This window comes from Kitasatospora sp. NPDC058032, assembly GCF_042885845.1.
Lineage (GTDB): Bacteria > Actinomycetota > Actinomycetes > Streptomycetales > Streptomycetaceae > Kitasatospora.
Genome location: NZ_JBHVRK010000011.1, coordinates 205,454 through 227,993, shown reverse-complemented (window position 1 = coordinate 227,993; position 22,540 = coordinate 205,454). Strand labels below are relative to the sequence as shown.

Sequence of the window (22,540 nt, the reverse complement as noted above, 5' to 3'; positions counted from 1 at the left end):
GGAGCCGCCCATCGATACGATCCTGCCACGACGGATCCTGCCACTACGATTCCGCCCATGCGGACGGTGGGATGCGTGATCTTCGACGGTGTCCGGCCCTTCGACTACGCCGTGATCGGCGAGGTCTGGGCGAACCGGGAGAGCCGCCCCGGCCTGCCCGCGTTCGAGCTGCGGATCTGCGGACCGGAGGGCGCCCGGGTCCGGTTCGCCGGCGGGCTGGAGCGCGTCCCGGACTCCGGGCTGGATGCGCTCGCCGACTGCGACCTGGTCGTCGTGCCCGGCATGCAGCGGCCCGACGAGCCCGTCGACCCCGCCGTCGTCGCCGCGCTGCGTGCCGCCCACGAGCACGGCGTCACCCTCGCCTCGCTCTGCGCGGGCTCCTTCCTGCTCGCCGAGACCGGCCTCCTCGACGGCCGCGCCGCCACCACCCACTGGGCGTTCACCGACCTCCTGGCCCGCCGCTTCCCGGCCGTGGACGTCCACCCCGAGGTGCTGTTCACCGGCGAGGACCGGCTCTGGACCTCCGCCGGGGTGGCGGCCGGCATCGACCTCTGCCTGCACCTGGTCCGCGCCGCCCACGGCGAACGCGCGGCCGCGGCCATCGCCCGCGCCATGGTCACCGCACCCTTCCGCTCCGGCGGGCAGGCCCAGTTCATCCCCTCCCCGGTCCCGGAGCCCACGCCGGTGGGCGACGACCCGCTCGCCCGCGTCCGCACCGAGGTGCTGGCCGCCCTGGACACCCCCTGGACCGTGCGCCGGATGGCCGCCCTCGCCGTCATGTCCGAACGCACCTTCGCCCGCCACTTCGCCGCCGGCACCGGCACGACCCCGCTGCGCTGGCTCCTCGACCAGCGCATCCTCACCGCTCAGCGCCTGCTGGAGGACACCGACCTCCCCGTCGACACGGTCGCCACCCGCTGCGGCTTCTCCTCCGCCGTCTCCCTGCGCCCGCCCTTCACCGCCCGCCTGGGCGTGCCGCCGAGGGAGTACCGGCGGACGTTCCGGGGGCGGGACGTGGGGTGATGAGTCCGGTCTGGTGATCCGTCAAACTTCCTACTGTCGCAGCCGGGTGGCGCTACCATTCAGCCGACCCGAAGTCCTGGGAGTTGGATTGAACGTCTTTCCTTCGGAAGCCGAACGGTACGCGAGCGAGGCCTGTGACCTGCCGGCCTTCGGTGGGCTCAGCCTGGCGCAGACCAGGAAGGACCTGGGGGAACTCCTCGGGAAGATCGGCAGCTTCGGCTTCTTCGACGAGTACACCAAGCACGACATCTCGCACATCGACGCGATGCTCGGCAAGCTCGACTGGCTGGTCACGGCGAAGACCCGCGAGGCGATGACGCCGGCGGACTGGCTGCTGGTCGTGCTCGCGGTCTACTTCCACGACCTGGGCATGCTGGTCACCAAGAGCGAGTACCAGCGCCGGGAGGAGTCGGACTTCCCGCAGTTCCGGCAGGAGGCCCTCAACGCCTCGGACCCCGACGGCCGGGACTACCTGGCGCGGCTGAACGTGCTGGGTGCGGAGGAACGGGAGAAGTTCCTCTACCAGGAGTTCGTGCGCCACCACCACGCCGCGCGGGTGCGGAAGTGGATCGAGGGGGACGCCAAGCCGAACCTCGGGGTGGCGGACGCGGTGGTCAAGGAGGTGGAGAGCCTCCTGCGACAGCTCGACCCGGTGTTCCGGGAGGACCTCGGCAAGGTGTGCGAGAGCCACCACCTCGACGACCTCTACGACGTCGCCAAGTACCCCGTCGACTGGTACTACGGGTCCTCCGAACGCGAGCGGGCCAATGTCCAGTTCGCGGCGATCCTGCTCCGGTCCGTCGACCTCCTGCACATCACGAGCGACCGGACCCCGTCGGTGGCCTTCCGGGTCTTCAATCCGGCTGATCCGATCAGCCAGAACGAGTGGTCCAAGCAGGCCGCGGTCAAGGCCGTCGTCGCCAAGAAGGGGGTGGACAAGGACGGGGTCCCTTCGGACGGCGCACCGCGGGACACCATCGAGGTCTACGCCACCTTCACCGACGCGAACGGGTACTTCGCCCTGACCTCCTACCTGAAGTACGCCGCGCAGCAGCTGAGGCTGAGCCACGAATGGGCCCAGCGCTCCAACGACAGGCTGGGGTCGAAGTACCTCTTCCCCTGGCGGGCCATCGACACGACGCGGGTGGTGGCGAGGGGCTTCCTCAAGGAACCCTTCCAGTTCACCATCGACCAGCAGAAGGTGCTGGACCTCCTCACCGGCCACACGCTCTACAACGACACCAACGTCGTTCTGCGGGAACTCCTCCAGAACTCGATCGACGCCGTGCGGCTCAAGCACGGTGCGCGGTCGCCCGAGTTCGGCAGGGTCGAGGTCCACTGGGACAGTGCCGCGCGGACCTTGGAGATCTGCGACAACGGCACGGGCATGACGCAGAGCGTCATCGAGAACAACCTGCTGCGGGCCTGCTCCAGCCTCTACCAGGACCCTGAGTTCCGGAAGCGCAACCCCGACTTCAACCCCATCAGCCGGTTCGGCATCGGTGTGCTCTCGACCTTCATGGTGGCCGACCAGGTCGAGATCATCACCTGCCACCCGGAGGAGGAGAAGGCCCGGCAGCTGTCACTGCGGTCGGTCCACGGGCAGTACCTGGTCCGCACCCTCGACAAGATCCAGGACGTTCCCGAGCGGATCCGGGCCCACGGGACCATCGTCCGGCTGACGCTCCGGCCGAGCGCCGAAATCGGAAGCGTGGTGCAGACGGCGCGGCACTTCGTGGTGCTTCCCGAGTGCGAGGTCGTCGTGCGGGAGGGGAACGGCGGGGAAGACACGGTCATCGGGCACCGGTCGATCGGCGAGGCACTGAAGGCGGCGCTCGTCCGGTCGAAACCCGCGCACGCGCTGATGCTGGACACCGATGCCATCCGGGTGGTCGAGCGCCACTACCCGAACATGTCGATCGCCTTTGCCATCCGGTGGAACGAGCACTTCCGGGAGTGGACCTTCCTGATTCCGGACTCGGAATCGGGCATCAGCCGGGACTTCCGAGAGGTTCCGATCGTCGGGGTCTGCGTGGCGGGCGTCAGGGTGGAGGACGTCACGCCGGGATTCACCGGAATCGGGCCGATCGTCGCCATGTCCAACAGTTTCGGGGCCTCGGCGCCGCGGACGGATGTCGCCCGGTCCTCCCTGGAGTCGACGCCGGAGTACGCGGACTTCATCCGGACCTGTTTCTCGGCCTACTGCGACCACGTGATCGAAGAGGTCAGGCTGTTGGAGACGGACCGCAACCATTCGATCACCTGGGCGACGCAGGAGGCGGCGTTCATCTCGAACCCGTTGATGCGGGTCAATACGCCCGTCATGACGTCCGCGCTCAGGGACGCGCTGTACGAGATCCCCTACTTCCTGGTGGAGGAGGGCGGCGTCCGGAAGTCGGCCGCCGTCGGCGACCTGCGCCTTCTCGACCGGATCGAGACCGTGGAGAGCGCGGTGACCGAGCACGTGGAGTACCTTCTGCGCGAGTTTCCCGGAGGTACCCGGGAGTCCGTCGTCGCCGCTCTCGGCATGCCGCCCAAGGCGGCGAATTCCCCGGGAACACCGGTCCTCTGCACCCGCCTCGGCGTGAACGACCAGATCGATGCGATGTTCCTGGCCGACTGGGAGATCGAATCGGTCTCCGGAGACTTCGACAACCGGGCCTGCGTGATCGGCTGGACCAGGAAGGCGGGGACGGCGAGGAAGCCGCGCTGGTCGCCGCATCACCTTACGGCGCCCCGCCTGGAGGTGATCAACCGGGAGGACGAGTGGTATCCGATCAGGCCGGCGGTGCTGGTGAGAATCCCCCTGGGCGAGGTGGCGGAGCACGGATTCCCGGCCGGGATGCGTGGTTTCATCGCGGGCACCGCTCGGTACCTGCTGCCCGGCCACCCGTGGCAGGACATGGTGGACTCGATCGATCCCGGTCAGACGGTCCGCCTTGAGCTGCTGAGCTGGCTGATCTCGCAGCGGATGCCTCGCGATTCGTTCTCCAGCCGGAAGGCGGCCTCCGTCGCGGAGCTGGAGGAGAAGCTGCAGAGGCTCGGACTGGCGGACCTGGTCGACTGGGGAAGGTTCGCCGCGATCTCGCGGTCCGGCGCGGATGCTGTCGAGTTCTTCGACACCCGGAAGTGGCAGCGTTAGCAGGGGGTGGCGATGGTGAACACGGCCGGGGACCCGGCGGACGACCGGATGGCGGGGCGGGCCGACCCCCGCGTCACGGCGGCGGGGGATCTGCGGGCGGTGCGGCTGCCGGATCTGTCGAACGCGGCGGATCTGCGGGTCGGGCTGCGGGAGTTGTACCTGTGGGTGGAGGCGTACGCGGTCGAGTCGATCAACTGGTACACCAAGGAGAAGGTGTCCAAGGCGCGCTGGTCGAAGTTCCTGCGGGTGGCGGCGGTGCTCAGCATCGCCGGGGGGACGGTGACGCCGGTGGTGGCGGTGGGGATGGGGTGGGCGGGGGAGTCGATCTGGGGGTACGGGCTGATCGGGATCGGTGCGTGCTTCGTGGCGATGGACCGGGTGTACGGCTACTCGTCCGCGTGGATGCGGTACGTGTCGACGGCGATGGCGCTGAACCGGCAGCTGGTGCGGTTCCAAGCGGCCTGGCCGAGGATCGAGGCGCGGTTCGCGGCCGATCCCGGTCAGGAGGGGTTCGCGGCCGCGGCCCAGGAGCTGTCGCGGTTCGTGGATGAGTTCGCGTTGGTGGTGGAGAACGAGACGATGATGTGGGTGGCCGAGTTCCAGAGCCACCTGGTGCAGTTGGAGTCGGGGGCGGTGCCGGCGCTGCCCTCGCAGACGTCGCGCTAGCGGTCGGCGGTGGCGGCGTCGATGCGGGCCGACGGCCTCCACGCGCGCGTGCGCCGACTGGCCTTCGGCCCGGAGGAGGAGTTCCGGCGACCGCTCGGCACCCACCTCGCGGTCTTCTCCGCCGACAACTTCCTCGGCCTGGAGGACCGGCAGCTCTGGCAGCGCGACGGCGACGCCGCCCACTGCGCCTCCCCGCTCTCCGGCCAGGGCACCGGCCTCGCCCTGGTCGGTGCCTACGTCCTCGCCGACGAACTCGCCGCGGGGCCGGACCACCGCGCCGCCTTCGCGCGCTACGAGCGACGGATGCGCCCGTTCGTCGCCCTCAGCCAGGCACTCGCCACCGAGAACCCCGGCGGCCCGGCGGCCGAGGAGTCGGTCGAGCGGGCGAAGAACGCGATCAGCCTGGACGCCGGGTAGGCCCCCGCAGCGGGCGCGGGGCGGGCGCGGGGCGGGGGTGCGGGTGCCGGGCACCCCGCTCCGGCCCGATACCCTTGGGTTTCATGACCGAGGTAGCCCGTCCCGTCCGCGTCCGTTTCGCTCCGAGCCCCACCGGCATGTTCCACGTCGGCGGTGCCCGCTCGGCGCTCTACAACTGGGCGACGGCACGACAGCAGGGCGGTGTCTTCGTCCTGCGGATCGAGGACACCGACGCAGCCCGCAACAAGCCCGAGTGGACCGACGGCATCATCAGTGCCCTCGCCGCGATCGGCATCCACGAGGGAGACCCGGGCTTCGAGGGCCCGTACTTCCAGTCCGCCAACGCCGACAGCCACCGTGCCGCCGCCGAGAAGCTGTACGCGGCCGGCCGGGCCTACTACTGCGACTGCACCCGCGAGCAGGCCGCCGAGCGTTCCGGCTCCGCCCAGACCGGCTACGACGGCTTCTGCCGCGAGCGGGGCCTGGAGTACGCCGAGGGCCGCGCGCTGCGCTTCCGCACCCCGGACGAGGGCACCACCGTCGTGGTGGACCTCATCCGCGGCGAGCCGGCCTTCCCGAACTCCGCGATCGAGGACTTCGTCATCGCCCGCGGCGACGGCAGCCCGGTGTTCCTGCTGGCCAACGTGGTCGACGACCTGGAGCAGGGCGTCACGGAGGTCATCCGCGGCGAGGAGCACCTGTCGAACACCCCGAAGCAGCAGCTGCTGTGGGAGGCGCTCGGCGCCGTCCCGCCGGTCTGGGCGCACCTGCCGGTGATCGTCAACGAGAAGCGGCAGAAGCTGTCCAAGCGCCGTGACAAGGTGGCGCTGGAGGACTACCTGACCGAGGGCTACCTGCCCGAGGCGATGGTGAACTACCTGATGCTGCTGGGCTGGGGCCCGAAGGACGACGTCGAGATCCGCCCGTACGCCGAGCTGGAGCAGCTGTTCCGGATCTCGGAGGTGAACGCCGCCTCCGCCTTCTTCGACGTGCAGAAGCTGCGCTCGTTCAACGGCGAGTACATCCGCGCGCTGTCGGTGGACGCGTTCATCGACGCGACCGCGCCGTACCTGGCCGCCGACCGGGCGCCGTGGCCGGCCGAGGCCTTCGACGCCGCGGCCTACGCCGAGCTGGCGCCGCTCGCGCAGTCCCGGATCGCGGTGCTGAGCGAGATCGTCGAGCAGGTCGACTTCCTGTTCCTGGCCGAGCCGGTCCAGGACGAGCAGTCGTGGGCGAAGGCGATGAAGAACAAGGACGTCGCGCTGGCCCTGCTGGGCACCGCCCGGGAGAAGCTCGCCGTGCTGGAGGCCTGGCAGGCCGCCGCGCTGAAGGAGGAGCTGGAGGCCGTGGCCGCCGAGCACGGGCTGAAGCTGGGCAAGGCGCAGGCGCCGATCCGGGTCGCGGTCACCGGCCGCACGGTGGGCCTGCCGCTGTTCGAGTCGCTGGAGGTGCTGGGCCGCGAGCGGACCCTGGCCCGCCTGGACGCGGCGGCGGAGCGCCTGGCCGCCTGACGCGCACGGCAACGCTTTCCGAGGGCCGTACTCCGCTGCTGCGGGGTGCGGCCCTCGGGCGTCCTCGGCCCCGGCCACCCAGGAAATTGACCCGTGATTTCGAGCAGAAAATGCACCTCGGGGCCAGTCGATCGAGTCCCTAGAGTGATCATCACAAGGTCGCGGCAGGGGAGCCGGGACCGCCCGAGACCGGGGAGACCACCGTGAACGCCGCACCGCCGAAGCCGCTGCTGACCCGCGCCGCCACCGCCGAGACCACCAGCGACCCGAGCAGCGTGATGACCCTGCTCGCCGACTGCGGCACCGACGGCAGCCCGATCACCAGCTACCGCTCCACCTTCGCCAAGGGCGCGGCCGGCGCCCCGGCCCACTTCCACACCCGGGCCTCCGAGCTGTTCTTCGTGATCGGCGGCTCGCTCCAGGTCCTGCTGGACGAGAAGGTCGAACTGCTCGGCGCCGGCGACTTCCTGCTCGTCCCGCCGCACACCCCGCACGCCTTCGCCGCCGCCCCCGGCTCCGAGGCCGACGTCCTGTTCGTCTTCACCCCGGGCATGCCGCGCTTCGACTACCTGCGCCTGCTCGGCCGGGTGATGCGGGGCGAGGCGAGCCCGCAGGAGATCAAGGACTCCTCCGAGCTGTACGACAACCACTACGTGGACAGCCCGCTCTGGCGCGCCACCCTGGAGGCGGCGGCCGGTGCCGGTGCGTGAGGCCGGCGCTGTTGCGCAGGAAGTCGGAGCGGCCGACTTCCTGCGCGGCGGGTCCTACTTGATGTAGACGGAGGAGCCGAACTCCTGGGTCGTGCCGCCGCCGGGGGGAACGACCGCGATCACGTTGCCGGTGCAATTCGGACCGCTGTACACGAGGGCGAACCCGTCGGTCTCGTTGAACACGATGAGCGGAACGATCGTCGAGTTGTAGCAGCCGCTCGGGTTCGTGATGACCGTATCGGGCGCGATGACGAGTTTCCCGGTGGCGGCGAGGGCGGTGGTGGGCATGGCGAGGGCCATCGTCCCGGCCGCGGCCAGGGTGCCGAGTACAGCCGTGAGACGTCGCATGGTGACTCCTGGGGGGTGGGTTTCGGGGCGTGGATGCCCCGGAACCCAACTTCTCCGCCGGTGGGAGTGGCCGCAATCCGCGCGCGCCGAGCGGGCGATGCGGATGCGTTCGAATGGGCGCGACGGGCGCGACGTCCGGTGGGCTACGGCTGTCGGTCGAGGAGGTGGGTGTCCGGGAAGTCGGCGGGCTCGCGCAGGACGAGCGCGGACAGCACGGGCCAGTGCGCCGTCAGCCCGGTCACCACGATGCAGCCGGTCTCGTGGGGGAACCTGGGGAGGCGGGTGCCGAAGCAGTCCTGGCGGTGGTGGACGTGCACGGGGATCCGCAGGGGGCCGAGCCGCGCGTCCCGGCTGAGGTAGGGGACCCGGCCGACGGCCTCGGCCGGCCGGTCACTGTTGGCGAGGAAGGTGTGCAACTCCTCGGTCGGGTCGAGGTGTTGCGGCAGCTGCGGGTGCTCGGGCGACGACCGGACGGTCGACACCGTGGCCACCGGTTCGCCGCCCGGAAGGTGGTAGCCGACGTCGATCCGGTACACGAAGCCGTTGACGCCCTGCCGTCCCACGGTGACGACCCACTCGGCGGGCGCGTCCCGCAGCACGGCCACCGGCTCACCGAACGCCAGCGCCGTCTCCCGGTCGGTGGGGATGCGGAAGCCCTTCGGCGGCCTGCCACGCAACACCATTGCCTCCTGGAGCAGTTGGGCGACCGAAGAAGTACACCACGCCTGACGGACGGCCATGTCCGAATGTGGCAGCAGACCGTCATTGCCACCACCGAATCCAGCGGGTCAGGATGGACGCATGCCCAGCATCCGCCGCGTCGTCATCGCGGTCTTCCCGGACGTCGACCTTCTCGACGTCACCGGTCCGGCCGAGGTCTTCGCGCTGACCAACCGGGAGACCGGGGGCGCCGCGGGCTACCGGGTCGAGCTCGCGGCCCGGGAGCGCGGCGAGGTGACCACGTCGGCGGGGCTGCGGCTGGTCGCGGACCGGTCCTTCGACGAGGTGGACGGGGCGTTGGACACGCTGCTGGTCCCCGGGGCGGTCGAGGCCGACCCCGGCGGCCAGGTCGCCCGGGTGGACGGCGACGTGGTGGCGTGGGTCGCCCGGGTCGCGCCGCTGGCCCGACGGGTCGTGTCGGTGTGCACGGGGGCGCACCTGCTGGCCGCCGCCGGGCTGCTCGACGGAAGGACGGTGGCGACGCACTGGTCGACCGCGGCGCAGTTGGCGGACGCCCATCCCGAGATCACCGTCGACCCCGACCCGATCTTCGTACGCTGCGGCAACGTCTGGACCGGTGCGGGGATCAGTTCCTGCATGGACCTGGCCCTGGCGCTGGTCGCCGAGGACCTGGGTGAGGACGTCGCACTGGCGGTGGCCCGGCAACTGGTCCTGTACCTCAGGCGCCCGGGCGGCCAGAGTCAGTTCTCGGTCCCGCTGAGTCGGCCGCCCGCGACCCGCCGGGACATCGACGACCTGCGGATGTTCATCGTCGACCACTTGAGCGGCGACCTGTCCACCGCCGCTCTGGCCGCACGGATGTGCCTGAGCGAGCGCCACTTCGCGCGAGTCTTCCGCCAGGAGACCGGGACCACCCCGGGCGCCTACGTCGAGGCCGCACGGGTGGAAGCGGCCCGCCACCTCCTGGAGGGCACCGACCAGCCCTTGGAACGGGTGGCCGTCTCGTGCGGGCTCGGCTCGGTGCAGACGCTTCACCGAGCACTGCGCAAGCGGGTCGGTACGACGCCCGGAGCCTACCGGCGGCGATTCCGCATGACTGTTTGACGCCCTTCCCACCGATTCCGTGCCGCGGCCGCGGGACGGCGGTGCCCCCTGCCCGGAGACCTTTGGCGGTGACGCCGGGCGGCAGACGGCCGGCAGTTGCGGCCCGTCGATTCCCCGCGGGCCTTTGACGGTTCGCGAAACTCCATCACTCAGCAAGGAGGGTTGCCATGCCGATGCCGAACTCGTTGAGCACCCTGCGAGAGCGTCCCTACCGACTCCTGTGGACCGCGCGCAGCATCTCCGCCGTGGGCAATGCCCTGATGCCGGTGACAGTGGTCTTCGCCATCCTGCGCTCGGGCGGCAGCACCCTGGACGTCGGGACGGTGCTGACCTGTCAGGCGGTCGGCCAGGTGGCGATGCTGCCGGTGGGAGGGGTCTGGGCGGACCGGCTGTCCCGCAAGCTCGTGCTGATGGTGGCCGACGCCGTCCAGGCGGTCTGTTACGGCCTGCTCGCCGTGATGGTGTTCCTGCATCAAGCGGCGGTCTGGCAGTTCGCCGTCACCTACACGGTCGCCGGCATGGCCTTCGCCTTCTTCACGCCGGCCTCCAGGGCCGTCGTGCCCGAGATCGTCGGTGCCGGGCAGCTGCAACCGGCGAACGCCCTGCTCGGCCTCACCGACAGCACCACCAAGGTGCTCGGCCCGGCCCTCGCCGCGCTGCTGCTCGCGGTCGCCACACCGGGTGCCGCGATCCTCGTCAACTCCCTCAGCTTCCTGCTGAGCTTCGCGCTGCTCGCCCGGATGGACCTGCGCAGGCCGGTGCAGCGGTCCGAGCGGCAGCGCTTCTTCGCGGACCTGCGCGACGGCTGGTCGGCGGTGGCCCAGCGCCGCTGGTACCTGGCCAACCTGCTCTGCTGGGGCGTGTGGAACTTCGCGATAGCGTTCTTCTTCGTCCTGGGCCCGGTCGTGATGGAGCGCGGCCACGGCGGAGCGACCGCCTGGAGCGTGATCGTGGCCACCGGCGCGGTGGGCTCCCTCGTCGGCGGGTTGGCCGCGCTGAGCTACCGGCCGCGCCGCCCGTTGGTCACCGCGAACGCGGCCGCACTGCTCGGCATCCTGCCGCTGGCCCTGCTCGCTCCCCCCGCCCCGCTCTTCGCCATCGCCCTCGGCGTGGCCGTGGCCTTCGCCATGACCGCGCTCATCGGCGAGGTCCTGACGACGACGCAGCAGCAGCTCTTCCCCGAGGAGATACAGGCCCGCGTCAGCGCGCTGGACTGGATGATCTCGTTGATCGCCATGCCCGCCGGCTACGCCGCCGCCGCTCCGGCCGCCGAGTTCCTCGGGATGCGGACGACCCTGCTGGCCGCCGCCGCCCTCATCGGCACACCCTGCGTGCTGCTGAACCTGCTTCCCGGCGTGCGCTCGGTCCAGCGCCTCCCCGACGGCACCATCGGCATCGCCGACGAGCAGCACACCGGCGCGGCCCTCGCCGGCTCACCGGCTCGCTGAACCGGCGAGGGCTGATCCGGCCGCGCGGAATCTCCGGGCGGCCGGGCCCGTCCGGTTCCGCGGGTTCAGGGCAGGGGCGGTGCCGGGGTGGTCCAGCCAGGGGCGGTGCTTCCCGGTCGTGGAAGGACGCTTGGCGGCCCCGAGGTGGTGGGGAGGTCGGGCGGTGTCGCTCGTTGGGGGGAACGTCAGGCCGGGACGAGCTTCGGGGTGCGGTCGAGGGTGAGGTCGGTGAAGGCGGCGGCGGGGGTGATGAGGGCCCAGACGAACTTGCCGATGCCACCGGCGCGGGGGCAGCAGCCCCAGCGCTCGGAGAGCTCGTTGACGAGGAAGAGGCCGCGGCCGTGCTCGTCGTCGGGGGCGGTGGAGGGCTGGAGGGCGGGGCGGCCGGTGCCGGCGTCGTGGACTTCGAGGCGGAGGCGGCCGGTGGTGACGGCGAACCGGATCTCGATGAGGCGGTCCGGCGGCGCGTCGCCGTGCCGGACGGCGTTGGCGAAGAGTTCGCCGAGGCGTTGCGGTTCGCCCGGGAGCGGGCGGGCCTCACCCAGGAGGCGTTGGGGAAGCTCCTGCACTGCGACCGCACCGTGGTGACGCGCTACGAGGGCGGCCATCGGCCCATGCCTCTCGACACCGTCATGGCCTGCGACGAGATCCTTCGGACGGGCGGCATGCTCCACCTGCTCTGGAAGCGGGTGGACTGGCAGGCGGACGTGGAGCACCCGGATTGGTTCCAGAAGTACGTGGACCTGGAGGGCGAGGCGCTGGCGATCCGGGTGTACCAGTACGCCCGGGTCAACGGCTTGTTGCAGTGCGCGGACTACGCGCACGCACTCTTCCGGGCCGGGATGGACGGGGGTAATCCGACACTGCTGCAGGAGCGTGTGACCGCACGCATGAGTCGGCAGAAGCGGCTGCTCGGCCCCGACGGCCCGTTGCACATTGCCGTTTTGGACGAGAGTGCGATCCGTAGTGTCTTCGGCGGTCCGGAAGTGATGCGGCGCCAGATGGAACACCTTCTGGAGGTTGGCAGACGCCCCAACATCAGTATTCAGGTGGCGCCTTTCGGCGGCCTCCCGTGCAGGCGTCCCGCCACTTCGATGTTCCTGATGGAGATGCCGGATGGCGGCGAGTGGCTCTACTCGGAGAGCCTCTATCGCGGGCACTTCAGCGATTCGCCGTCGGTCGTCGCGGAGCATCGGGGTGACTATGATCTGCTGCGCGGACACGTGCTCTCGGTGAGCGACTCTCGGGCGCTGATCGCCGATGCGATGGAGGAGTACCGGTATGAGGAGCGTCAATCCCAGCGCGGCGGTGTGGCGGACGAGCAGCTACAGCGCAGATCACGGGGGCGAGTGCGTCGAGGTGGCCCTCGTGTCCCCTACCCCGGGCGTCGTTCCGGTGCGTGACTCCAAGGACCCCTCCGGGCCGGTCCTCCTCTTCACCTCCGCCTCCTGGCAGTCCTTCCTCACCTCCCTCCGGGACGGCTCCCTCCCCGTTGGTTAGGACCACCCCTGGGGATGGGCTACTATTTACCCATCACCCAGTTGCGCGGGTGGCGGAATAGGCAGACGCGCTGGATTCAGGTTCCAGTGCCCGAAAGGGCGTGGGGGTTCAACTCCCCCCTCGCGCACAAATGAACGGCCGGTCGATCTTCGGATCGACCGGCCGTTCTTTTTTCTTCCTACCGGCAGAGGGCCGTGTCCACGACGTCTTCGAGATGCGCCGTGGCCGCCTCGTCGGTGGGGATGGTGGTCACCGCGATGTTGACGGCGCGCCCGTCGTCCGTCACTCCGCCCCGGGTCTCGAATCCCGGGATGTCGCCGCCGTGCCCCCAGTAGACCCCGCCGCACGACAGCGGGCGGCTGATCAGCCCCAGCCCGTAGCCGGCGCCGCTGTTCCCGATCGGCACGGTGGTGCGCATCTGGGCGAGCTGGGCCGCAGGGAGGAGGCGGCCGGCGAGGAGGGCGGTGAAGAACTGGTTGAGGTCGGCGTTGGTGGAGATCATCTGGCCCGCCGCCCAGGCCACCGAGGGGTCCAGTTCCGTGATGTCGCGCAGGGGCTCGGCCGCTGACTCCCGGTAGTAGCCCTTCGGGTGGGTCTCCCGGACGCTCCGGTCGCCGGCGGCGGGGAAGTAGGTGTGCCGCAGCCCGAGGGGCTGGAGCACACGCCGCCCGATCTCCTCGGCGATCGGGCGGCCGGTGACCTTCTGGACGATCAGACCGGCCAGCACGTAGTTGGTGCTGCTGTACGCGAACCCCGCCCCGGGGGCGAAGTCGGACTTGTGCTGGAAGGCGATGTCCAGGATGTCGCGCGGCTCGTAGTAGCGGCTGCGGATGTCCGATTCGCTGATGTAGCCCTCGTAGTCGGGCAGTCCGCTGGTGTGCTGGAGGAGCTGGCGCACGGTGATGTGCCGGCCGTCGATCCCGTCGCCGCGCACCAGGCCCGGCAGATAGCCGTCGACGGTGGCGTCGAGGTCGACCTTCCCTTCGCCGACCAGCTGCAGCGCGACCACCGCGGTGAACGTCTTGGTGTTGCTGCCGATCCGGACCTGGCCGTCCCCGGGCACCTTCGCGCCGGTGGCCAGGTCGCCGACGCCCGCCGTGTAGGTGCGGGTGCGGCCGGTGCGGTCCTTGACGCTCGCCAGCGCGGCGGGCAGGCCGTCGTCACGCACCAGCGCGTCGAGACCCCGCTGCACGGTGTCGGGCCGGGTGGCGGTGGTGGCGGATGCGGCCGGCGGTGCGAGGACGCCCGCCGTCAGGGCGGCGACGGCCACCGCGGCGGCGGCCGACAGGGAACGAAGCCTCAGCCTGGACTGCTCACGCATGGGTCAACTCCTGGAATCGTTGGGAGAAGTGGTAGCGACACGATCATGGGATCCGGAGCCTGCGGCCCACATCGCGGAAAGGCGGGAAAGCGCGATCCCTCGATCGGGGGAGGCCCCCGGTGAGCTGCGCCGACATACTGGCGATCATGATCAGGGGAATCCGGCCGCTGCTGAGCGGCTCCACGTACACGGGCGTGCTGTTCGCCTTCTGCGGCGCGTTGGCGAGCCTTCCGCTGCTGCCGTTCGCCATGCTGCCGGCGCTGCTGTGGAGTCCCGCTCCGTACGCGGCGCAGGCCGTGCTGACCCTGCTGGTCTGGGCGGTGCTGATCGGCCTGCTCGGCCTGGCCCGCACCACACGGCGGGTGCTGGTCGCGTCCGCCCGCCGGGTGCTGAGGGTGCCGCTGCCGGATCCGGCGGGCGGCAGACGGTCCGCCGCAGAGCGGCTGCGGACCACGCTCTGGCTGGTGCTGCTCGTGGCACTGGGGTGGACGGGCGCGCCGGCGGCCGGGCTGCTGCTGCTCCTGGGCCTGTCGCTGCCGGGGAACTGGCTCGGCGGTTCGGCCCGGCTGAAGCTGTTCGACCGCTCGGTGGACCTGGCGGACGGCTGGTGGAGCTGGCCGGCGGCGCTCGGCTGCGTGCTGCTGGCGCTGACGGTGTGCGCGATGGTGACGGGCGTGCTGCGGTGGTCGGCACCCCGGCTGCTCGGCCCGTCGGCGGCCGAGCGGCTGGCACTGGCGGCCGAACGGGAACAGCTGATGGCCGAACGCAACCGGCTGGCCCATGAGTTGCACGACTCCATCGGCCACACCCTGACGGCGGCCACCATCCAGGCCGCGGTGGCGGGCGAGGTGCTGTCCGCCGACCCGGCGGCGGCGCGGGCCGCCATGCGCAGCATCGAGGAGTCGGCCCGGGCCGCGCTGGAGGACCTGGACTACGTGCTGGGCGTGCTGCGGGAGGAGGAGACGGGGACGGCTCCCACCCGCACCCTGGCCGACCTGCCCGAGCTGCTGGACCGGCTGCGGTACGCGGGCGCGGTGGTGGAGCCGGAGCTCTCGGGCGAGTTGGCGCAGGTGCAGGGCACGGTCTCCCGGGCGGCGTACCGGATCCTCCAGGAAGGACTGACCAACGCCCTGCGGCACGGGGCGGGCGGTCCGATCGAGGTCCGCGTGGTGGCGGCGCCGGACGCGCTGGAGCTCCGCGTGGTCAACCGGACCGGGGCGGCGGCCACCGGCAGGAACCGGCGCGCCTTCCCGACGTCCGGGCACGGCCTGCCCGGGCTGGCCGAGCGGGTACGGCTGCTGCACGGCGAGTTCGAGGCCGGTCCGGACGGGCCGCAGCACTGGCGGCTGACGGTCCGGCTGCCGGTACGGGTGTCGGCGTGATGCCCACCCAGCCGGACGGCGCCGGGACCAGCGGCTCCGTCGCGCTGCTGATCGCGGACGACGACGAGGTGACCCGCAGCGGTCTGCGCACGCTGCTCGCGGTCCAGCCGGGGATCACCGTGGTCGGGGAGGCCGCCGACGGCGTCGAGGCGGTCGAGCAGGCGCGACGGCTGCGGCCGGACGTGGTCCTGATGGACGTGCGGATGCCGCGCCTCAACGGGATCGAGGCCACCCGGCAACTGCTGGCCGGCGGGTCCACTGAGTGCGCCGAACCTCCGAAGGTCGTGGTGATCACCACCTTCGAGAACGACGGCTACGTCACCGCCGCGCTCAGCGCCGGGGCCAGCGGCTTCGTGCTCAAGCGGCTCCCGGTCCGGCAGATCGCCGAGGCGGTGCGGGTGGTGGCCGCCGGGGAGGCGATCCTCTTCCCTGCGGCGCTGCGCCGGATGGTCGCCGCCCGCCCACTGGACTCCGCCGAGGCGCTGCCGAGGGCGGCGCTGACGGGGCGGGAGGAGGAGGTGCTGCGGCTGATGGCCACCGGTTCGTCCAACCCGGAGATCGCCCGGTCGCTGGTGGTGAGCCTGGAGACGGTGAAGACGCACGTCGGCAACGTGCTGACCAAGCTCGGCGCGCAGAACCGCACCCACGCCGTGGTGATCGCCTACGAGTCGGGCCTGGTGGTGCCGGGGTTCGTCGGCTGACCCGCCGTGCGGAGAGCGGCCGGTCGGTCCCCGAACCGACCGGCCGCTCCTCTTCCAGGTCGTGCCGCTCAGCCGAGCGGCAGCTCCAGGAGGGCTTCCTCCCCGGCCAGGGAGGTGATGGTGGTCCTGCTGGCGCCGTCCTCGCCGCCGACGAAGGAGTAGAGCCGGTCGCGGCTGTTGACGACCAGGGCGAGCCGGTGGCCGTCGCCCAGGTCGTAGGCGGCGGGCTGGAGCGTCCAGTCGACGGTCCGTTCCGTGCCGGCGCTCAGACCGGTGACGGTGAGCGGCTCGTGGGTGATGATCCGGGCGGAGCCGTCCGGGGCGATGTCGAAGAGGTAGGCGACCAGGGACGCGGCGTCGCCCGCTTCGACGCCCACGGCGAGCCGGAGCTTGGCGGCGCCGCGGATGCGGCGCCCGCCCGCCAGCGCCTCGGTGGACCAGACGAGCAGCCGGTCGCGCTCGAAACCGGCCGGGTCGTAGGGCTTGGGGTTGCCGAACCACTCCTTCTGCCCGGTCTCCATGATGTCGTCCATCGCGGTGGCGCCGGTCTCGTGCCCGGCGGTGAACGCGCGGTTCCAGCCCGCGGACGGCTTGTCGGACAGGGCACCGTCGCCGTTGCCGTTGGTGCCGCTCAGGTACCAGGGCTCGGTGCCGGTGGTGGCCTCGGACCAGGAGTCGAGCGGTTCGCGCCGGGCCGCCTTGGTGATCCGCCGGCCGCCGCCGATGGCCGGGGCGGTGTCGTAGGTGAACATCACCTGGCTGTTGACCACCGGCCAGTCCGGCACCTCGGTGGGCTTGCCGAGCAGGTGGTGGTCGAGCCAGGCGTAGGCCTCCAGCATCGGCGTCAGCGAGCCGACGAAGGGCGTGCCGCTCGGGAAGCCGGTGATGCCGAGGCCTTCCGGGGCGCCGTGGTCGCCGATCCACAGGTTCAGGTGCTTGGGGACGGTGAGCTTCTCGAAGGTGGCGATCGCCTCGCCGGCCGGGAACAGGCTCTCGTGCCAGGTGTTCGAGTAGAAGGTGGGGACGTCCTGGGAGTTGGTGAGGCCGACGTAGGTCTCCGGGGAGCGTGCGTTGCCCCAGCGCACCACCTCCTCCATCTCCCGGCCGGCCAGGAAGTTCTGGAGGATGCGCCACGTCGCCTCGTCGAACCTCTCGTGCTCCTTGCCCTCCTCGGCTCCGGTGAACTTGATCAGCAGCTCCACGGCCTTGAGGTGCCGGGTGCCGTGGTCGTAGAGGCTGGTGGCCAGGTTGCCCCAGGTGCTCAGGGCGGCCACGGCGGCGACCCGGTTCCGCTGGTCGTGCGCGGCGACCAGCTGGCTGATCCCGGAGCCGTAGGACAGGCCGAGGAACCCGACCTTGCTCGGGGAGAACAGCCCCTGCGCGTGGTCGATCACCGTCGACCCGTCCTCCCAGTCGTCCTGCCCGGCGACGCCGATGAAGCCGTTGGAGCTGTAGAGCGCGCCCGGCTCGCCGAACCCGCGCGGGGTGTACGCCAGCACGTGGTAGCCGCGGGCGGCCAGCGAGAGGTAGCCGACCATGAACGGCAGCCAGCCGTACGGGTTCCAGCCGGCGGGCACGATCACGACCGGGCGCGGCTCGGAGGTCTTCTGCTGGATCGCGAACGCGGAGAGGCTGATCTCCTCCGTCACGGGGATGCGCGGGAAGGTGACCCCGGCGTCCCGCAGGATCTGCTCGACGAGCTTCCGCAGTTCCTCGGGGAGCGCGGCGGCCGGGGCCGTGCCCTGGAGGGCGGCGAGCAGGGCCCGGGCGACGGCGAGCACCGCCGGGTTGATGTCGAGGCTCGCGCCGCGCCAGATCCCGTTGGCGGCGATGTCGGCGAGTGTCGCATCGGTGATCGCCGCGGTCGGCTCTCCACCCTCAGTGGTCATATGAACTGCCCTTTCCTGGAAGGCCGGGGCGCCCGATGGGGGCGCCGTCCAGGCGGATCATGGACCCGAGGGGAGGGCCGGAAACCGAAGGGCCGTCAGCTGCACCCGAACGAGTGAGGGGAGCTGACTCCGCGCCCTCACGCCGTTCAGCACCGCCGAGTACCCCCCCGCCCCTCGGGGACGACCTCTCACGGACGCCGGCCAGGGCGTCACAGCGCGTCGCTGTCCGCCAGGTGCTTCAGGCGGTCGACGACCGCGCCGAGGATCCCGTTCTCCTCGACCGCTTCGAGGTGGCCGCCGGCGAAGCGGTCGAGCCGCAGGTGGGCGGTGGCGATCCGGCGGAGCGTGGTGGCGTCGGCCGAGGCGATGAAGTCGGGGTCGGAGATCCGGCCGTCCTGGTACGGGGCCCAGTTCATCCAGTCGAACCCGGGCTCGGTCAGGCCGCGCGCCGAGGCCTCGACCGCGAACTCCTCGACGGGCGTCATGCCCAGCGCGGGCGGGGCCGCCCCGGGCTCCCGCTCCGCCTGGTGGTAGAGCGCGACGATCTCGCGGGCCGATTCCTGCGTCAGCTCAGTCATCGGGGGATCCGCCGTACAAGGGGGGCAGGGCCATGCTTCGTTCACCTCGGGCTCGCTCGATGAGCGTGATGGGGGAGGACCCCCGGAACACTCGGGAGGCTACGAGTGCGGTGGCGGGCGGGGCGCCGCCACGCCGCGCGGTCGGGTCGCGTGCCGTCCGAACGGGTCGTGCCCGGGAAGCGGACCGGCCCCCCGCGCGCGCGGGGGGCCGGGTTCACCGTGGGGATCCGGTCACTGGGTGACCGTGCGGAAGAGCCAGTGGAGCCGGGCGGTGGCGGCTCCGGGGCGGGTGATGGTGACCGTGTCGACCAGGGTGCTGCGGGTCAGGTCGAGGTGGTCGTAGGGGCTGGCGAAGTTGGACAGCAGCGTTCCGTTGGGGCCGTCGTCGGTCTTGCACCACAGGTAGCCGTTGTCATTGGGGCGGTAGGCGCCCGTGGTGACGTAGTCGCCGTTCTGCGGAGCCTGGGGGTGGGCCGCCGTGGAGTTGACGTACTGGCGGCCGTAGACGAGGTAGACGCAGTTGTCGGCGCCGTCCGGGCCCGCGGAGATGGCGCTGAACCGCTGGTGGTTCCCGTGCGAGTCCGGCGCCAGGTAGACGGGGTAGGGCGCGACCTCCAGGTCGTCGACCGAGAGCGCCGGGGCCGAGCCGCCGGAGTCCGTCGCGACGATCTCGGTGAGCCGGGTGCTCTCCTGGGGGTCCTGGAGGAACCAGCGCTGGGCGGCCGAGCCGTCCTGGTCACGGGCCACGATGCCGAGGCCCGGACCGAGGTCGGTGAGGAACTGGCGGGTGACGTAGTTCTGCAGGGTCCAGGTGCCGTCGCCCTGGGGGACCGGCTGCCAGAGCTGGTCGAGCGCCGCGTTCGGCCACAGCACCGTCCGTGCGTCGCGGGCTCCGCCCTCCTGGCCGAGGTAGCGGCCGGCGTAGGGCGCGTTGGCGTGGAACAGGCGGTAGAAGCCGCTGTACTCCGGGTCGGGCGACAGGTTGAACACCTGCGTCTGGATGCCGGCCGGGTTGATCGGCTGGTCACTGACCGCATGGGTGCTGCTGCCGGGGGCGGCCACGTTGGTGGTGGCGGCGTTGCGCAGCACGGCGGGGCTCGGCACCGGCACCGTCACCGCCTGGGACCGTGGCGGGTTCGGCAGGTTGCCGACCTCCATCACGACGGGGTAGTGGTCCGACAGCAGCATCTGCCCGACCCGGTTCATTCCCAGGACGCTGGGATTCGTGTTGCCGACGGGAACGGCCGCGTAGTCGAGGACGCGGTCCGGGGTGTTCGAGTTCAGGCGCCGGACGGTCGGATGGGTCGGCAGTGCAGGGGCGTGCACCGTGAACTCGCCGGTGACCGCGGTGGCCAGCGACCTGTCCGCTTCGTTCGGGTCGGTCGGGGGCAGCGGCGCGCGGTTGTAGTCGCCGAGGGCGATCCAGGGCAGCGGGCTCTGGTTGGGGCCCGCGGTGGCCATCCGCTGCCGGATGTTGCGCAGCAGGCCGGGGTCGTCGTTGCCGCTGCCCGAGAGGCCGTGCACCGTGAAGTACACGACGCCGTCGACGTTGACGCCGAGCGCGGGCCGGCCGGTGAAGCCGTTGTCCCGCCCCGCCTCGATGACGTACACGTCCTGCGGCTGGACCCGGGTACGGCTCAGGACGGCCAGGTTGACCCGGCCCGTCTCGGTGTTGGGGTCGGTGTCCGTGTGCAGCCAGTACAGGTAGCCCTGCGGCCTGGCGCCCGTTCCCCCGTACCGGTACTCGCGGACCGGGGGTGTGCGGCCGGCCCAGTCGAAGAAGACCGGCGGGTTCTGCGGGATGTCCTGTTCGAACACGGCGCCGCTGGGCGGGGCACCGGCCTCCTGGAGGGCGACGATGTCGGCCTGGTTCTGCCGTGCCAGCTGGTTCACCCCCAGCGTGTACTTGCTCTCGTAGGCGGAGGAGTCCTCGCCCGTCCCGCCGCCGGTGCCCGCGCCCTGCATGTTCCAGGTGGCGATCGTGCGGCGGTTGCCCGCACGGGGGTCGAGATCACCGCCGGTGTCCCGCAGGAACAGCGACGGCCGCTTGCCGACGTCGGCGGGGACGACGCCCTGGCCGGTGAAGTCGAGGGTCTCCCGGCCGGTCCAGTCCGGGATCGCCTGCCCGCCCTGGCTCAGCGGCTGGAACCTGCTCGGGGAGCCGTTGGCGGAGCCGAACTGGAAGGCGGTGCCGGACCGGGTGCCGTACGGGGTGTAGGGCTCGTACGGTCCGCCCGGTGTCGCCTGCTTGACCATCGTGTTGTCGTAGAAGACGTTCTGCGGGCCCGAGGAGCCGGACCACTTGACCGCCTTGGGACCGGCCGCCCACCAGATCGGGTACCACGTCCCCTCGTCGATCTCGCCGCCCTCGCCGCCGCAGTTGGTCGTGCAGCTGCCCGAGCGGTGCTCGTACGGGACGCGCAGGGTGTTCTGCTCGAACAGGTTGTTGTGCTCCCACCCGCCGTGCAGGTTGAGGTCGGAGTCGAGGTCGTTGCGGAAGGCGACGTTGCCGCCGGCCGACCACTGGAAGGTGAAGTGGCGCAGGTTGCGGCTGAGGTTGTAGGCGTACAGCGAGTCCCAGACCCGGCTGCCGCGCAGGTAGCCGTTGCCGCCCTTGCCCTTGTTCCACGCGCCGTCGAAGCTGTTGCGCTCGATCTGGACGTTGCGGGCGTCCTCGGTGACGATCGGGTGCGAGCCGGTCATCTCGGCCTTCAGCCCGCGGGCCCAGTCGTTGGCGGCCCACTTGAAGACGATGCCGTGCATCGCGTACTCGGGCGCCATGTTGCCGTAGTTGTGCACGGCCTGGGCGGGGGTCAGGCTGTAGGTGCCGCCGCCGAGCTTGGGCAGGCCGTTCATGTCCTGGGTGAAGGCGAAGTCCTCGAAGCCGACGCCCTCGACCACCTTGAGCGGGGTGACCTTGCTGGCGTAGGGCTTGTCGCCGAGCGGGGTGGAGCCGTCCGAGGTGGAGTCGACCGGCAGGTCCCACTCCAGCGGGCGGTCCAGGGTGACCGTCCTCGCGGCGGCGTCGATCGCGTTGACCCGGAACATCTGCTGCCGCATGTGGAGGTTGTCCATCTGGCTGCGGTCGGAGACGCCCTGCTGCTCGTAGAACTTGACGCTGTTGGCCGCGCCGACCCAGACGTAGCCGCCCAGGGAGAACCTCTTCATGTCGGCCTTGGGGTCCAGCTGCACGACGTCCTGGCCCTGCCGGCCCGCCCAGCCGGGGTCGGCCGCCTTGGCGGCGACCTTGATGCCGGAGGCCCAGTGCTGGTTGACGCTGCCCTCGAAGATGTCCTTGCGGTTCGCCGGGGCGGCGGCCCAGTCGTCCTGGTAGCGCTCGGCGATGTCCCGGGTCTGGACCCGGAACAGGCCGCGGCCCGGCCAGATCCAGCCGCCGGTGCCGACGTCGCTGCCACTGCCGGCCTTCATGCTGTCCTGGTCCCAGCGGCCGTTGACCAGGGTGTCGTAGCGGGTGTCGGCGTCGGGCCGGAACACCAGGCGGGTGCCGCCGGCGCCGGAGCCCTGGCCGCGCAGGACGAGGAAGTCGGCGTCCACGTAGATCTGCCGGGAGACGTCGATCCGGCCGGCCGGCAGGGAGATCAGCGAGAGGCTGTTGAAGTTGGCGCCCGGCGAGCAGTTGGCCTTGATGTCGTCGATCGCCCGCTGCAGGCCGGTGGTGTCGTCGGCGCCGTCGTCCGCCCGCACGCCGTACTGGGAGGCGAGCCGGTCGGGGGTGATGCGGCAGTCGGCGTTCGTGGTCAGGTCGCCGTCGCCGGGCAGCGGCCGGCCGCCGCGGAAGCCCACCCGGGACCAGTCGGGCATGCCGGGGGCCGGTCCGGTGCGGTTGGCGTAGCTCAGGTCCGGGCCCTCGGCCCCGGGACCGGCTGTGACGGAGCCGGCCGCGACGGAGCCGGCCTGGGCCGCGGAGGCCGGTGCCGTCGGGGCGAGCGCCGGGAGGGTGAGGGAGAGCAGCAGGCCGGACAGCAGCGCGGCCGATGGTCGTAGACGTTTCACGGGACCTCGTTCCGGGGGGTCGCAGAAGCGCCCCCGGCTCCTTGGGCGAGACGGGGGCGGTGTGCTGGACGGTCCGGTCCGCCGGGAGTGGTGCCCGCGGACCGG

General features: G+C 71.4%; 18 protein-coding genes, 1 tRNA gene and 1 pseudogene. 13 read left to right on the top strand and 7 right to left on the bottom strand.

Features of this window, described 5'->3' with window-relative positions; genetic code table 11:
* Window positions 1-57: 57 nt before the first annotated feature.
* The 6 genes and pseudogenes from ACFVUH_RS20045 (at window position 58) to ACFVUH_RS20020 (ending at window position 7,469) form a co-directional block, all read left to right on the top strand.
* Window positions 58-1,023: a GlxA family transcriptional regulator gene (locus ACFVUH_RS20045; RefSeq protein WP_387914655.1), complete on the top strand. Its 966-nt coding sequence runs from the start codon at window positions 58-60 to the stop codon at window positions 1,021-1,023.
* Window positions 1,024-1,111: 88 nt separating this feature from the next.
* Window positions 1,112-4,165, top strand: coding sequence for an ATP-binding protein (locus tag ACFVUH_RS20040; protein ID WP_387914653.1), 3,054 nt, complete (start codon window positions 1,112-1,114; stop codon window positions 4,163-4,165).
* Window positions 4,166-4,177: 12 nt separating this feature from the next.
* The gene (locus tag ACFVUH_RS20035; protein WP_387914652.1) at window positions 4,178-4,831 is read left to right on the top strand and encodes an SLATT domain-containing protein; all 654 of its coding nucleotides are present in this window, start codon (window positions 4,178-4,180) and stop codon (window positions 4,829-4,831) included.
* A 27-nt stretch (window positions 4,832-4,858) separates the two neighbouring features.
* Window positions 4,859-5,248, top strand: a pseudogene (locus ACFVUH_RS20030) (hypothetical protein); the annotation flags it as partial.
* A 137-nt stretch (window positions 5,249-5,385) separates the two neighbouring features.
* Window positions 5,386-6,759, top strand: a complete 1,374-nt coding sequence (gene gltX, locus ACFVUH_RS20025) for a glutamate--tRNA ligase (RefSeq protein WP_387914703.1) — start codon at window positions 5,386-5,388, stop codon at window positions 6,757-6,759.
* Between the two features lie 203 nt (window positions 6,760-6,962).
* A complete protein-coding gene (locus ACFVUH_RS20020; RefSeq protein ID WP_387914650.1) occupies window positions 6,963-7,469 on the top strand; it encodes a cupin domain-containing protein in 507 nt (168 codons plus the stop codon).
* 54 nt (window positions 7,470-7,523) lie between these two features.
* Here ACFVUH_RS20020 and ACFVUH_RS20015 read toward each other — a convergent pair whose 3' ends face one another.
* Entirely contained in the window at window positions 7,524-7,817 is a 294-nt protein-coding gene (locus tag ACFVUH_RS20015; protein ID WP_355368507.1) for a hypothetical protein, read from the bottom strand.
* 143 nt (window positions 7,818-7,960) lie between these two features.
* Window positions 7,961-8,494 (bottom strand): hypothetical protein, encoded by a 534-nt coding sequence (locus ACFVUH_RS20010; RefSeq protein ID WP_387914648.1) that lies wholly within the window; start codon window positions 8,492-8,494, stop codon window positions 7,961-7,963.
* Window positions 8,495-8,618: 124 nt separating this feature from the next.
* Here ACFVUH_RS20010 and ACFVUH_RS20005 point away from each other — a divergent pair, with 124 nt between their 5' ends.
* Together ACFVUH_RS20005 and ACFVUH_RS20000 are read left to right on the top strand one after the other, a co-directional pair.
* The gene (locus tag ACFVUH_RS20005; RefSeq protein WP_387914646.1) at window positions 8,619-9,602 is read left to right on the top strand and encodes a GlxA family transcriptional regulator; all 984 of its coding nucleotides are present in this window, start codon (window positions 8,619-8,621) and stop codon (window positions 9,600-9,602) included.
* Between the two features lie 167 nt (window positions 9,603-9,769).
* Window positions 9,770-11,050: an MFS transporter gene (locus ACFVUH_RS20000; protein WP_387914645.1), complete on the top strand. Its 1,281-nt coding sequence runs from the start codon at window positions 9,770-9,772 to the stop codon at window positions 11,048-11,050.
* 185 nt (window positions 11,051-11,235) lie between these two features.
* On the opposite strand, the gene ACFVUH_RS19995 is transcribed toward ACFVUH_RS20000, so the two are convergent.
* Complete coding sequence (locus ACFVUH_RS19995; protein ID WP_387914643.1) at window positions 11,236-11,619, bottom strand: ATP-binding protein; 384 nt, start codon at window positions 11,617-11,619, stop codon at window positions 11,236-11,238.
* A 45-nt stretch (window positions 11,620-11,664) separates the two neighbouring features.
* On the opposite strand from ACFVUH_RS19995, the gene ACFVUH_RS19990 reads away from it, so the two are divergent.
* From ACFVUH_RS19990 to ACFVUH_RS19980, 3 genes are all read left to right on the top strand, one after another.
* Entirely contained in the window at window positions 11,665-12,453 is a 789-nt protein-coding gene (locus ACFVUH_RS19990) for a DUF5753 domain-containing protein (RefSeq protein WP_387914641.1), read from the top strand.
* Window positions 12,410-12,550 carry a DUF397 domain-containing protein gene (locus ACFVUH_RS19985; RefSeq protein ID WP_387914640.1) on the top strand — a complete coding sequence of 47 codons (141 nt, stop codon included), beginning with the start codon at window positions 12,410-12,412 and terminating at the stop codon, window positions 12,548-12,550. Before ACFVUH_RS19990 ends, ACFVUH_RS19985 begins: the two co-directional genes overlap by 44 nt.
* 43 nt (window positions 12,551-12,593) lie before the next feature.
* Window positions 12,594-12,677, top strand: a tRNA-Leu gene (locus ACFVUH_RS19980).
* 51 nt (window positions 12,678-12,728) lie between these two features.
* Here the strand turns inward: ACFVUH_RS19980 and ACFVUH_RS19975 are convergent.
* A complete protein-coding gene (locus tag ACFVUH_RS19975; RefSeq protein WP_387914637.1) occupies window positions 12,729-13,871 on the bottom strand; it encodes a serine hydrolase domain-containing protein in 1,143 nt (380 codons plus the stop codon).
* A 146-nt stretch (window positions 13,872-14,017) separates the two neighbouring features.
* Here ACFVUH_RS19975 and ACFVUH_RS19970 point away from each other — a divergent pair, with 146 nt between their 5' ends.
* Together ACFVUH_RS19970 and ACFVUH_RS19965 are read left to right on the top strand one after the other, a co-directional pair.
* Window positions 14,018-15,253: a sensor histidine kinase gene (locus tag ACFVUH_RS19970; RefSeq protein WP_387914636.1), complete on the top strand. Its 1,236-nt coding sequence runs from the start codon at window positions 14,018-14,020 to the stop codon at window positions 15,251-15,253.
* On the top strand, window positions 15,253-15,954 hold the full coding sequence (locus ACFVUH_RS19965) for a response regulator (RefSeq protein WP_387914634.1): 702 nt from the start codon (window positions 15,253-15,255) through the stop codon (window positions 15,952-15,954). Before ACFVUH_RS19970 ends, ACFVUH_RS19965 begins: the two co-directional genes overlap by 1 nt.
* A 68-nt stretch (window positions 15,955-16,022) precedes the next feature.
* Here ACFVUH_RS19965 and ACFVUH_RS19960 read toward each other — a convergent pair whose 3' ends face one another.
* The 3 genes from ACFVUH_RS19960 to ACFVUH_RS19950 all read right to left on the bottom strand — a co-directional run bounded on the left by ACFVUH_RS19960 (window position 16,023) and on the right by ACFVUH_RS19950 (window position 22,435).
* The gene (locus tag ACFVUH_RS19960; RefSeq protein WP_387914633.1) at window positions 16,023-17,843 is read right to left on the bottom strand and encodes a CocE/NonD family hydrolase; all 1,821 of its coding nucleotides are present in this window, start codon (window positions 17,841-17,843) and stop codon (window positions 16,023-16,025) included.
* 209 nt (window positions 17,844-18,052) lie between these two features.
* A complete protein-coding gene (locus ACFVUH_RS19955; protein ID WP_387914631.1) occupies window positions 18,053-18,421 on the bottom strand; it encodes a DUF6508 domain-containing protein in 369 nt (122 codons plus the stop codon).
* A 231-nt stretch (window positions 18,422-18,652) separates the two neighbouring features.
* Complete coding sequence (locus ACFVUH_RS19950; RefSeq protein WP_387914629.1) at window positions 18,653-22,435, bottom strand: endonuclease/exonuclease/phosphatase family protein; 3,783 nt, start codon at window positions 22,433-22,435, stop codon at window positions 18,653-18,655.
* Window positions 22,436-22,540: the final 105 nt, after the last annotated feature.